Source organism: Marinomonas pontica (assembly GCF_036322735.1).
Classification (GTDB): domain Bacteria; phylum Pseudomonadota; class Gammaproteobacteria; order Pseudomonadales; family Marinomonadaceae; genus Marinomonas; species Marinomonas pontica.
The window spans coordinates 2,379,378-2,392,458 of record NZ_AP027271.1 but is presented as its reverse complement, the minus strand read 5'-3'; the positions used below and the strand labels follow the sequence as shown (position 1 = coordinate 2,392,458).

The 13,081-nt window shown below is 46.2% G+C and carries 9 protein-coding genes; 5 read left to right on the top strand and 4 right to left on the bottom strand.

Annotation, left to right across the window (positions count from 1 at the left end):
* The first annotated feature begins 14 nt into the window (after positions 1 to 14).
* From AABA11_RS11225 to AABA11_RS11215, 3 genes are all read left to right on the top strand, one after another.
* Entirely contained in the window at positions 15 to 1,190 is a 1,176-nt protein-coding gene (locus AABA11_RS11225; RefSeq protein WP_338267968.1) for an acetyl-CoA C-acetyltransferase, read from the top strand.
* Positions 1,191 to 1,290: 100 nt separating this feature from the next.
* Positions 1,291 to 2,664, top strand: a complete 1,374-nt coding sequence (locus AABA11_RS11220; RefSeq protein WP_338267966.1) for a TIGR00366 family protein — start codon at positions 1,291 to 1,293, stop codon at positions 2,662 to 2,664.
* 227 nt (positions 2,665 to 2,891) lie between these two features.
* Positions 2,892 to 3,956: a lipid A deacylase LpxR family protein gene (locus AABA11_RS11215; protein WP_338267963.1), complete on the top strand. Its 1,065-nt coding sequence runs from the start codon at positions 2,892 to 2,894 to the stop codon at positions 3,954 to 3,956.
* 66 nt (positions 3,957 to 4,022) lie between these two features.
* Here the strand turns inward: AABA11_RS11215 and AABA11_RS11210 are convergent, their stop codons facing one another.
* Together AABA11_RS11210 and AABA11_RS11205 are read right to left on the bottom strand one after the other, a co-directional pair.
* Positions 4,023 to 4,643, bottom strand: coding sequence for a DsbA family protein (locus AABA11_RS11210; protein ID WP_338267961.1), 621 nt, complete (start codon positions 4,641 to 4,643; stop codon positions 4,023 to 4,025).
* Positions 4,637 to 5,503: an MBL fold metallo-hydrolase gene (locus AABA11_RS11205; protein ID WP_338267957.1), complete on the bottom strand. Its 867-nt coding sequence runs from the start codon at positions 5,501 to 5,503 to the stop codon at positions 4,637 to 4,639. The genes AABA11_RS11210 and AABA11_RS11205 overlap by 7 nt, the downstream gene beginning before the upstream one ends.
* Before the next feature lie 124 nt (positions 5,504 to 5,627).
* On the opposite strand from AABA11_RS11205, the gene AABA11_RS11200 reads away from it, so the two are divergent.
* Positions 5,628 to 6,527 (top strand): LysR family transcriptional regulator, encoded by a 900-nt coding sequence (locus AABA11_RS11200; RefSeq protein ID WP_338267953.1) that lies wholly within the window; start codon positions 5,628 to 5,630, stop codon positions 6,525 to 6,527.
* Positions 6,528 to 6,554: 27 nt separating this feature from the next.
* On the opposite strand, the gene AABA11_RS11195 is transcribed toward AABA11_RS11200, so the two are convergent.
* Positions 6,555 to 7,412 (bottom strand): inositol monophosphatase family protein, encoded by an 858-nt coding sequence (locus AABA11_RS11195; RefSeq protein ID WP_338267950.1) that lies wholly within the window; start codon positions 7,410 to 7,412, stop codon positions 6,555 to 6,557.
* A gap of 85 nt (positions 7,413 to 7,497) precedes the next feature.
* Positions 7,498 to 8,487: a 2-hydroxyacid dehydrogenase gene (locus tag AABA11_RS11190; RefSeq protein ID WP_338267948.1), complete on the bottom strand. Its 990-nt coding sequence runs from the start codon at positions 8,485 to 8,487 to the stop codon at positions 7,498 to 7,500.
* A gap of 299 nt (positions 8,488 to 8,786) precedes the next feature.
* Here AABA11_RS11190 and AABA11_RS11185 point away from each other — a divergent pair, with 299 nt between their 5' ends.
* Positions 8,787 to 13,079, top strand: a complete 4,293-nt coding sequence (locus AABA11_RS11185) for a PAS domain-containing hybrid sensor histidine kinase/response regulator (protein ID WP_338267946.1) — start codon at positions 8,787 to 8,789, stop codon at positions 13,077 to 13,079.
* The last annotated feature ends 2 nt before the right edge of the window (positions 13,080 to 13,081 follow it).

Below are 13,081 nucleotides of genomic sequence, written 5' to 3'. Positions count from 1 at the left end.
TTAAAGGAGCTTTTATGAAAGCCGTTATCGTTGCTGCAGCAAGAACCCCGATTGGCGCTTTTAATGGCGCTTTATCTTCGTTAAGTGCCGTTCAGATAGGCACTCAGCTTTTGTCTGGCATGTTGGCCAAACAACCTATTTTGAAAGATCAGATTGAAGAAGTGATTTTAGGCCAAGTACTGACCGCGGGCTGTGGTCAGAACCCGGCGCGCCAAACCGCTGTTCACGCCGGGTTGCCCAGCCATGTTTCTGCCATGACGATTAACAAAGTCTGTGGCTCTGGTTTAAAAGCCGTGCAACTAGCGGCACAAGCCGTTTTAAATGGTGACGCTACTATGGTGGTGGCGGGCGGACAAGAAAGCATGAGCCAAGCGGCGCATGTGTTACCAAACAGCCGTTCAGGTAAAAAAATGGGCAACTGGGAATTGTTGGATTCCATGGTGACAGACGGCTTGTGGGATGCATTTCATGATTACCACATGGGCCAAACAGCGGAAAACATCGCCAACCGTTGGGAGATTAGCCGTACCGAGCAAGATGTGTTTGCCGCAAATTCCCAACAAAAAGCCACTCAAGCCCAAACCGCTGGTCGCTTTGTTGAAGAGATACTTCCTATCTCGATCCCGCAGCGCAAAGGCGATCCTATTATTGTCGATGCTGACGAGCAAATTCGCCCGGATACCAGCGCAGAGTCGCTGGCTAAATTGCGTCCTGCTTTTAACAAAGAAGGCAGTGTGACAGCGGGCAATGCGTCAACATTGAACGATGGCGCGGCGATGGTTATCGTCACGTCCGACGAGGAAGCCGCGCGTCTGGGGCTGCCTATTTTGGCGGTGATTGAAGCAGCCAGTGGCGCAGGCGTTGACCCTGACATCATGGGAACAGGGCCAATTGCGGCGACGCAAAAAGTGCTGAAAAAAGCCAATTGGCAAGTCGCCGATTTGGATCTTATTGAAGCCAATGAAGCCTTTGCAGTACAGGCGTTGTGCGTGAACAAAGAGCTTGGATTGGACACAAATAAAGTCAACGTCAACGGCGGTGCTGTGGCGTTGGGTCACCCTATTGGAGCGTCAGGTTGCCGAATTTTAGTGACCTTGCTTCATGAAATGCAGAGACAAGACCTGAAAAAAGGCTTGGCGACGCTTTGTATTGGCGGCGGCATGGGCGTTGCGATGTTGGTGTCACGCTAGTGTAATCACAATAAAACAACAGGAAATGGGTATCTCGCGATAGCCCATTTTTTTGCGTTTTATCTGTTCTATAAAAAATATAAAAAGACAGGATGAATTAATGAATACTTTTGATCAAAAGCAAACAGGCTTACAAAAAATAAGCCAATTCTTCGTTACCTTATTACAGCGTTATCTTCCAGACCCTTTCATTTTTGCCATTGTGCTGACGTTCGTCGTTTTCCTTTTGGTGATGCCGAGCACTGGGCAAGGACCAATGCAAGTCGTTAATGCTTGGGCGGGCGGCTTTTGGAACTTGTTAAGTTTTTCCATGCAGATGGCCATGGTGGTTGTGACGGGTCATGCTATGGCAAGTGCGCCAGCATTCAAACGTAAACTTGCCATGTTAGCGGGTGTGGCCAACACACCTGGTCAAGCGATTATCTTGGTTACGGTTATCAGTGCGATGGCCTGCTGGGTAAACTGGGGTTTTGGTTTGGTTGTGGGTGCTATTTTCGCTCGTGAAATCGCTGCGCGTGTAAAAGGCGTGGATTACCGTTTATTGATCGCATCGGCTTACAGCGGCTTTTTGTTCTGGCATGGTGGTTTGTCTGGCTCTATTCCCTTGTCTATTGCGGGTGGTGCGAACATAGAAAAAGTCACGAATGGGGCGGTGACAGCGGCGATTCCTACCTCCGAGACGATTTTCTCCACCATGAACTTAACGATCTTGGCGGTGATGTTTGTCACTATTCCACTGTTAAACCGTTTGATGCACCCAGCGCCGCAAGACACCGTGACCATTGATGCTGAATTGCTGAAAGAGCAGGCGGTCGAAATACCAAATAAAGCGGATATGACACCAGCAGAGCGTTTGGAAAACAGCCGCACTTTGTCATTGCTGTTGGGGGTGATGGGCTTTGCTTACATCCTTTATTACTTTATAACCAAGGGCTTCGCGCTAAACCTGAATATTGTTAACTTCACTTTCTTGTTTGCCGCTATTTTGTTGCATGGCACTCCGAAGAGTTTGTTGAATTCGATCTCTCAGGGTGCGCGCAACTGTTCTGGCATTTTGCTGCAATTTCCATTCTACGCTGGGATCATGGGAATGATGACGGCAACCGGTGACTCTGGTGCATCATTGGCTGGTGTGATCTCTCAGGCGTTTGTGTCGATTTCTAATGAAACCACGTTCCCTCTTTTTACTTTCTTGAGTGCAGGCATTGTTAACTTCTTTGTGCCTTCTGGCGGCGGTCAGTGGGCGGTACAAGCACCAATCATGATGCCTGCTGGTGCGGCATTAGGAGTGGACGCTGCGAAAACGGCCATGGCGATTGCTTGGGGCGATGCGTGGACGAATATGATTCAGCCATTCTGGGCTCTGCCAGCGTTGGCGATTGCGGGTCTAGGTGCAAAAGACGTGATGGGCTATTGCTTGATGGCATTGATCGGATCTGGCGTGATTATCTCTCTTGGATTTTTGATTTTCTAAGCGGATCTTATTGAGAGTAAAGCCATCGTTTGAACAATTTCAAGCGGTGGCTTTTTCATTTTTACCCATTTATTTCATAATAGGGTGTATTCTTGAATATTATATGTCTTTCTTTCATTTATTTCCTTTAAGTTATAACTCTTATTTGTCCTCGTTCGTATAAGTTCACTTTATAATAGGTGTCAGTTCTATCGTATGAATATGAAATAAGCGTGTATAGGTGAAAAATGCTCAAGGCAATGACAGACCGTCGTATTGATTTAAAAGGAGTGGCAAAGCACAGAGATGTGATTAAGAAAAACAGCGTAAGCACACTGAAGCAGTCTCTTTTGGGATTGGTTTTATTGTTTGGTATGCCAGCGTTCGCGGAGGTGAATTGGTTTTCTGCCACATTGGACAACGATTTTTTTGTTAATGAAGACAATGGTTATACGAATGGTATCTATGTCTCTTTTTATGATGTAAATGATAAAAAATCATCCGCTGATCTGCCAGACGCATGGGTGAAGCCACTGATGTGGAGCATGCCAAGCGGTAGTATTGAAACCTCTGTGAACATTTACAGTGTCGGTCAGACACTAAATACCCCCTATGATATTGAAGAAGTGGTGCCTGCTGAGGGAACGTTTCCTTACTCTGGATTATTAAGCTTTACTAACACCTTTATCGTGGTTGGCCCTCGTTACGCTGATAAGGTAAGCACAACATTGGGGATTGTTGGACCGTTGGCCATGGGTGAGCAAACGCAAAAAGCAGTGCACAAAGCCATCAGTGCACGAACGCCAAGAGGTTGGGACACTCAGCTGGATAACGAACTGGTGTTTGAACTGTCTCGTGGGCGCACATGGCGGTCTTGGGTGTCCAATAGTAATACTATAGACGTGTTGTCGGGCGCTGAAATGAGCGTAGGAACATTGCGCAGTGCTGTTAGTACAGGCTTTATGGTGCGCTACGGTAAAAACCTAGAAGAATCCTTTGCTACGGTTTTGTTAGCGGATTCGAGAACTTCTAACCCCATTGCCGTAAATCAAGGTTGGTTTGTGTATATGGGGGTGGCGTTGAATTACACGTTTAACCAGATTTTCACCGATGGCAATACGTTCCATGACAGTCGTTCCATTGACTACGATCATCGCAACAATATGCTGTCTTCCGGACTGACGTACTCTTGGGGCGAAAGTGCCTTGTCATTTGCAATCAACTCGCCGTTTACCATTGGTGGCGACGATTATGATCGAGAAATGGATAAGTATACGCGTTATGGAACTTTAACGTTTGCTTGGCAGATTTAACGGTTTGTCATCAAGCATAAAAAAACCTTCTTTACTCATGCAAAGAAGGTTTTGGGTTTCAGACACTCAGATAAAGCCAGTCAAATAGTTTTTCCATTCCAGTGTTTTGCCGTAATAGTAGCTGTGAGCGAGGCGTTGTAGCTTGCCGTCTTTTTCAACCACTAGCGTTGGGTAGCCACTGACTTGCATCTTTGCCATTAATTGATGGCTTTGTTTTACCTGCTTTAACATATTAGATTCTGACTGGGCCATTTTTTCCTCCCAAATCGTTTTATCTAACCCTAACGGAACCGCTAGATCCGCTAAGATATCCAACTCATCCAAATGCTTACCATCTTGGTAATGGGCTTTTTGAATCGCGGCTAACATCTTGTGTGCTTCGACCCCCATTTCTTGACCAACAAGAAAAGCGCGAGTGGTTGAGTAGGAGTCCACAATGAAATCACCGTCTCCCGCCACTCTTGCTTTGTAAGCCTCACCAAAGTGGGCTTTAGTCATAGCGGCAATTTGACCATCAGCCTGCAAAATATGCTGTCTGAAAGACGGGTCAATGGCACGTTTCGGAATCATGCCACCTGGGTGGTAATGAACTTCGAACTCAGTCATCTCTGCTAGTATTTCAATTAACGATGTTGCTCCGTAACACCAACCACACATTGGGTCGAAAAAATAATGTACTTTTACCATGTCATTTCACCTTTATGGACTTTCGCTGCGATGTTTAGGTTCAACGCACCTTGCGCATCTGGGTATTTCGCTGTCATTGTTTTAATAAATTCTGCGCTGTCTTTGCTGTCCATTTTTGCTTGTTGGAAGGCATTGATGTAGTCAAGAGAATACGTAATGTTATCAGCTGTTAATGCTGTGCCTTGTGCCATATGACCAGGAACAACGGTGGTTGGTTTGAGATCGAGCATTTCTTGCAATTGTATTTTCCAAGCTTCTTGAGACTCATCAGACTGCGCATCGGCCATCCATAAATGCATGTTACCGAACACAGCCACGTTCCCTAAAATCGCTTTGTTCGATGGAACCCAAAGGTAAGGGCGATGAGCTAAAATACCCTCCGTGCCACGGATCTCAATGATTTGACCATCTACCTTCAAGGTAGACTGAGTGTAAATCGCAGGAACGATAGGGTTAACGGGTGCGTTTGCACCCATTTTTGGCCCCCAAAAAACCACTTTCCCCGCCATTTTCTTTTCAAGAACTTTTTGAACGGCTGGTGTGGTTATGATTTCAGCTTTAGGGAAAATGTCGTGCAACGTTTCGGCACCAAAGTAGTAGTCTGGGTCTGCTTGACTAATAAAAATCGTTTTTAACTCTTTATTAGAGTCTAACACTTTAGCGGCAATACGAAGTGCATCCGCTTTAGTGAATCCAGCATCAACAACCATGGCTTCTGTTTCGCCATAAACCAAGGTAGAAGTCACGCCAAAGCTACCTGCATTGGCACTGTATACTTCTAAGGTGAGGGGGGTTGTGTCTGCTGCCATGGCAGAATGAGCGATAAGTGCAGAAGCCGCCAATGTAATCAATTTTTTCATGTTTCTCTCCAAAGAGTGATTGTTTAATTCATGTGGCAATCATAGAGAATTGACATGATCAGAAAAACACACAAAAATGATCATGATTGTTTCTTAAATCGTTCTAATTTATAAAGGAATGAAAATGGATCGTGTCGTAGCTGCCAAAGTGTTTATTGACGTCGCTCAATCGCGGAGTTTTTCCCGCACGGCAGACCGCTTGAATATGTCGCGCCCCATGGTGACGCGGTATATAGAAGCCATGGAAGACTGGTTGAAGATTCGTTTGTTGCACCGCACGACACGAAAAATATCCCTCACCAGCGCGGGCGAAGCCTGTTTAAAAGACGTCGAGCTTTGGTTGGAGCAAGCCGATAATTTTATCTCCCTAGTGAATACCAATGATGAATTATCGGGTTTGGTTCGGATCACTTCTAGCATGTCGTTTGGTTTTTCCCAACTTATGCCAGCGATTCAAGACTTCATGACGCAGTATCCCAAAGTACGAGTGGATATGGATCTTGAAGACAGTGCTGCAGACCTAACGGAAAAAAGCATCGACCTTGCCATACGCATTGCCTCCAATCCGGATCCGTCGTTAATTGGCAAGCCCATCGCCGTGTGTGAATCCGTGCTGGTGGCATCCCCCGAATATCTAGACAAAGCCCAACAAACAGTAGGACGCATTCAGCAACCACAAGATGTGTCTCAGCATGATTGCTTAGGCTACAAAAACTTTGAACAACATATTTGGCATGTATCTAAAGGTGATCAATTCGAATCAATCTCAGTGAATTGCCGCTTAACCATCAATGAAGCCACGGCAATACTTCACGGTACGCTCAATGGCGCGGGGATCAGTATGCTGCCGACCTACTTAGCGAACCGCCCCCTTCAGGACGGCCGCTTGCGTCATGTGCTACCAGAGTGGAAACCCAAAGACCTGATTATCTACGCGCTTTATTCCTCGCGGAAACATCTTTCTCCCAATGTACGCGCTTTGATCGATCACCTAGAACGCTACTTTGCTCAGCACCCTTGGTGAAATAAAAACAGATTGAAAAGCAATGGCTTAGGTTGATCTAAACCACTCCGCCAACGCCTGCCATTGCTCTTCTGACTGGGCGGCGAGCATTTCGCCATCGAGCATGGTTGGGCGGTATTCTTGGCCGTCGAGTGTTCGGCAGATGCCGCCAGCTTCGGTATGGACGAGTACGCCTGCGGCGTGATCCCATGGCAGCATTTTGTAGGTTAGGCTGAAGTGAAAGTGACCTTGGGCGATTTGTCGATAAGCAGGGCAAGAAGGCAGATTATTGATGCGGACAAAACGTGAGGCTTTGAGGGCGAAATCTTGCTTTTTCTGGCCGGTGTAGGAGTTAACGGACATGATGCCGGTGAGTTTGTCTAGGTCTGGCTCTGCGGTGAAGGCGAGTGCTAATGGTGCCTGTTTAGGCGTTTGATGTTTGCCTTTTTCATCCATGGCGGTGCGCTGGAAAAAAGCGCCTTCGCCTAGGTTGGCGTAAATCCAATCATCGTTGACTGGGTCGTACAGCAAGCCAAAACGTGTCACACCTTTTACCACCACGGCGAGTATGATGCCAAACTCGGATAAACCATGAGCGTAGTTCCATGTGCCGTCGATCGGGTCGATGATGACGCAGGTGTCGGCAGTGGCTATTTTGTCTGTCGTTGTAGGGTCTTCGGCGACGGCTTCTTCGCCCACTATATCCCAATCGGGAAATGCGTTCTGAATTTCTTTAGTAATAAAAGCTTCGCTGGCTTTATCGGCAATGGTGACAAGGTCGGTTAGGCTGCTTTTGGTTTCCACATCGGTCGCGCTGAGTTGTCGAAAACTGGGCATGACGATCTCTTGGCCGGCTTTGCGGACGATGCCAATGAGTGTGTCTTGAATCTGTTTGTCGAGGTTCATGCGCGGCTCCTGTTTTTCGCGAAAGTCGGGCAAAGTATACGGGATGCAGGTGACAATTTGTTGATAATTCGATGACTTTAAACGGTCATGCCAATTGCCTTGCGCCGCTGCTGTCGCTTTGGTGATGAAGTAAGTTGTCGATGGTTGTTTCGGCGATGTGGTTGAGGGCTTCGTCGGTAAAGTAGCCTTGGTGGCCGGTAACGACGACGTTGGGGAAGGTGAGCATAAGCTGGAAAACGCTGTCTTGGATGATGTGAGATGACATGTCTTCAAAGAAAATTTTGTTTTCTTGTTCGTAAACGTCTAAGCCTAAATAGCCAATTTTGCCGCTGTACAGGGCGTCGATGGCTTCTTGAGCATGCACGAGCGCGCCGCGGCTGGTGTTGATGATCATCACGCCGTCTTTCATTTTGTCTAGGCTGTCTTTGTTGATTAGGTGATGTGTTGCTGGGTTTAACGGGCAATGTAGGCTGATGATGTCGCTTTGCTGATAGAGTTCATCGAGGGGGAGGTATTGGCAGCCTTGCTCAATAAGCGTTTGAGATGGATGCAGGTCATAACACAATACGCGGCAGCCGAAGCCTTTCATGATGCGACAAAACGCCGCGCCAATTCGTCCTGTTCCAATGCAGCCGACGGTTTTTCCTTCTAGGTTGAACCCCATGAGTCCTTCTAGGGCAAAGTTGCCTTCTTTTACGCGGTGGTAAGCGCGATGTGTTTTGCGATTTAGAGTCATGATAAGGGCAACGGCGTGTTCGGCCACTGAGGTCGGGCTGTAATCGGGAACATGAAACACTTTGATGCCTTCGGCCTTCGCTGCCTCAAGGTCGACATTGTTAAACCCTGCGCAGCGCAAGGCGATGGTCGTGACACCTTGTTGTTTTAATAAGCGAATTACCTGCGCGTTGATGTCGTCGTTTACAAAGCAGGACACGGCATCGAAACCTTTGACTAGACTGATGGTTTCCATACTGAGTCGACTTTCAAAGTAGGTCATGCTCAATTCTGTGGTAGCGGCGAAATGCGTCAAGGTTCTTTTGTCGTAGGGTTTGCAGGAGAAAACGGCGACTTTCATAAAACGTGATCCTGTCGTTTGGGTTCATTGGGAATAGCGTATTTATAACCCAAAACTCAGTACAGTGCTGAGTTTGTCGTTAGGAAGCTGACATGAGGCAAGGCATTTTGGACTAGGATGCTTGGCTCGATGGTCTGTTTAGCATCGTTCATTGTTTTCTGTTTTGCTTCATCATTTCTTTTTGTTTTTTATCGTCACTCTCTAAATATAAGTTGTTAATTCATCTACACTTATGAAGATTGTTGCGTGACTGAAGTTTCCCCATCTTATAGTCACAGTAAAATGTTATGGGGCAATGTATGGAGACTCAAGTGTACAAAATTTCAACTCAATCGATTTATAACCGCTGGGTGATTGTCACTTTATTGATTACCGTTTCTATTGTTTTGGGCCTCTCTTATAAAATTCAAACAGACAATAAAGTCCGAATTAATCAAGCTGCTTTTGAGGCGTCTAACACTCTGAAACAAGAGGTTCTGACTCGTATTCAGCTTTATCAATACGGTTTACGCGGGGCGCGCGGTGCGGTGTTGACGACAGGTGAAAATGAGATTTCTCGGAATATTTTTACTTTGTACAGTTTAACGCGTGACGTGGACGATGAATTTCCGGGTGCGCGTGGTTTTGGCTTTATTCGTCGAGTACCTCAATCTGAGGAGGATGCGTTTGTCGAGTCGGCTCGTCAGGATGGCTGGCCAGATTTTTCGATCAAAACGCTGGCGCCAAACTTCAATGAACGTTATGTCATCCAATACATTGAACCGGTTGATCGAAACCGTCAGGCAGTCGGTTTGGATATCGCATCAGAGAAAAACCGTCGTGAAGCGGCGGCTTCCTCTTTATACACTGGTGAAGTGCGTCTGACAGGGCCAATTACCTTGGTTCAAGCCTCCGGGAAGCCGCAGCAATCTTTTCTCATCCTTATGCCAATTTACCGTGGCGGCAGCACGCCTTTGACTCAAACCGAGCGGATTCAAAAAGGGTTTGGCTGGAGTTATGCCCCTTTGCTGATGGAGGAAGTGTTAAATGGGCTGCCTATAGATCCGGAGCAAATTCATTATGAATTGGTGGATATTACCGATTTGGATAATCCGGTGCTTTTTTATGACAGTGGAACATCAGGAATAAAACAGTTTAAAAAAGAACAGACAACGCTGGTGTATGGGCGGCATTGGCAAAGTTCACTGAGTATTACTCCTGCGTTCATTGAAGCATTGCGTTTGCCCGATCCTATTGCCTTTTTGGTGGTTGGCCTGCTCATCAGTGGTTTGCTTACTATTATTGTGATGGCTATTCGATTAAATATTGTTCGACGTCGTGAGGTCATGGCGCATCAAGCCAGAATCACGGCCGTGGTAGAAAGTTCTGCGGACGGTATTATCAGTAAAAATTTGGATGGCATTATTGTTAGCTGGAACCAAGGTGCGGAGCGTATTTTTGGTTTTACAAAAGAAGAAGCCATCGGTCACGATGTTAATGAGTTATTGGTGCCTCAAGACCTCAAGCATGAAGAAGCGACCATCATTACAAAGGTGAAAAAAGACAGGTCTTCACACTCTATTGAAACGCGTAGACGAACAAAATATGGCACGGAAATTCCGGTGTCCCTCACACTTTCTCCTATATTAGACGCAAATAATAACGTTTTTGGTGTGTCGAATACCGTGCGTGATATTTCCGAACGCAAGAAGGCAGAAGCCAGAATTTTTGAGCTAAACACCAACTTAGAAAATCAGGTAAAGGCGCGTACAGCAGAAATTCGAGAGCTGAATTTAATGTTAAATGACGTGTTAAGCGCCTCGTCTGAAGTGTCTATTATTGCAACGGATTTGAATGGTGTGATTAAACTGTTCAATAAAGGCGCTGAGCGGATGCTGGGTTACTCGGCTGAAGAGGTGGTTGGCAGAATGACTCCGCTTGGATTCCATGATGTGACCGAGATAGAGCAACACCGAAGGGAAATATTGAATGCCACAGGAGTGACCGTGGTGGAGTCTTTGGGTGTGTTGGTTTATAGGGCGCTGCAAGGTGATTTTGAAAGCAAGGAATGGACTTATCTTCATAAGGATGGCAGTACGCGCCCAGTGTCGTTAGTCGTTACACCCATGAAAGACAGTAGCAATGAGATCATTGGCTATTTGGGCATGGCGATGGACATCACTGAGCAAAAAAACAATCAGCAAGCCTTGATATACGCTCACGATCAATTGCTGATGGCTGCAGAGGTGGCGCAATTAGGCATTTGGAACTGGGATATAGAGGGTAACACACTAGAATGGAACGATTTGATGTTGGATATTTACCAATATCCTTTGTCAAAAAGAAAGGACGGTATTGTTTACGAAGACTGGTTGAACCGATTGCACCCTGATGATAGAGAAATGGCCGCTGAAGCCTTAAAAAACGCCGTTGATGGGACTGGGTATTATGACATGGTGTTTCGGATCATATTGCCAAATAACAAGATTCGCTATATATCGGCCAGCGCGTCTTTGCAGGAAAACCCCGAAGGCAATAAAACCATTATGATGGGAGTTAACCGTGATGTGACGGCAGAGCGTGAATTAGAGAGTTGGTTGCGTAAGGCCAAAGAAGAGGCGATTTCAGCCAGTGTCGCCAAGTCGAGCTTTTTGGCGAACATGAGCCATGAAATACGCACGCCAATGAACGCTATTTTAGGCATGCTGCATTTGGTGAAACGCACGGCCTTATCGTCTCAACAAGAGGATTACATTTCCAAAGCCCAGATTTCGGCCAAAACACTATTAGGATTGATTAATGATGTGTTGGACTTTACAAAAGTGGACGCTGGTAAGCTGGAATTGGAAAAGGAGCCCTTTGAAGTAGAGGCTTTGCTGAGCGAATTGGCGACGGTTTTGTCTATCAATACCATGGGTAAAAAGGTCGAGTTAATTTTTGATATTGATAAAGACATCCCAACGTATTTGGTTGGAGATAAACTGCGCTTTTTGCAAATCCTTATTAATCTGCTCAGTAACGCAATGAAATTCACTTTAGAAGGTTGTGTTGTTTTAGAGATTAAACAACTGTCTATGGAAAGTACGGTTTCGCGATTAAAAATCAGTGTGAAAGACACGGGAATAGGCATTAGTGCCGATAAACTAGAGTCTATATTTGATGTGTTTTCTCAGGCGGAATCTTCAACGGCACGACGTTTTGGGGGTTCCGGTCTGGGGTTGGTGATTTGTCGTCGATTTGTGGAACTCATGGGAGGTAATCTTCAAGTAGAAAGTGAGCCAGAGAAAGGCAGTACCTTCTATTTCACCGTAGATTTCCCGGTGGCGGATGTGGAGGTTGAAAAGCCTTCCGATGTGATAAGTGCACCGATTCGATTGTTGATTATAGATTCTAATGACACCTCAAAAATGATTTTTTCGCGTATGGCGATGAGCTTAGGTTGGTCGTCTGAAACCGCTGATTCAGTTCGTCTTGCTGGCACCTTGGTCAGTGATGCGTCGGCCGCAGGTCAACCCTTTGATGCGGTTTTATTAGACTGTAAAACAAGCGACTTTGCGGGAGCGGAAAGTATTAAACAGCTTGAATCTGCGATTGTTGTGGCTGAGCAGCGTCCTAAAGTGTTGTTGATGTCGAATGCTTTAGACGATCAGTTAGACGCGTTAACGGAGTGCGTTTCTGGTCGTCTGATCAAGCCTGTGACATTGAGCAAATTATCCGAAACGGTGTATGAATCGCTCACAGGGGAAATACGCCATCGTTTTAGTCTGCAAGACACAACCGATTTGTCCGACAGTTTGTTAGGTATTACGCTGCTTTTGGTGGAAGACAATGCGTTTAATCGACAGGTTGCAACCGAGTTACTGATGTCACAAGGTGCGAAGGTTGAAGTGGCAGATGGTGGCTTGGAGGGTGTCAATGCGGTTCTGTCTCATGATGTGGGGACATTTGACGTAGTATTGATGGACATGCAAATGCCCGGTGTAGATGGCTTAGAAGCGACCAAACGCATTCGTAAAGAAGCTCGTTTTGCGGATCTTCCAATTATTGCCATGACGGCGAATGTGTCTCAAGCTGACAAACAATCCTGTTTCCAAGCCGGAATGATTGATCATATTGCAAAACCGTTAGACATAGACCAAATGACTCGCTGTATTTTGCGTTATGCAAAACGTGCAGAGGAAACGGTTTCTTCGTTAAAGGATGAACATGCCCCTCGAAGGGAGTTAGATGATCACCGCTGTGATGTGGCGGAGCGTGAAGACCTTCAATCTATCCTGTCTCGATTTGCGGGTAGTGCGGATTTGTACAAAAATGTGGTCGAAGGTTTTAGAGTAGAAGCGGATGATTTATTGGCGCACATCGCTCAAGGCGTAGAGCAACGAGATGTGACTCATCTTATAGAGAGCCTTCACACATTGAAGGGAGCGGCACTTACGATGGGGCTGCCGAGATTAGCTGGCAAACTGGCTGGTTATGAAGCCACGTTAAAATCCACTGACAGCGATGAGGAGGCAGTTGAAACGTGTCTTTCGTCGATAGAAACGTCAAACCTGCGGGAGATGTTAGACGCTGAATTGACGGTGATTATTAACGACCTAAACTCATTGCCTTAATC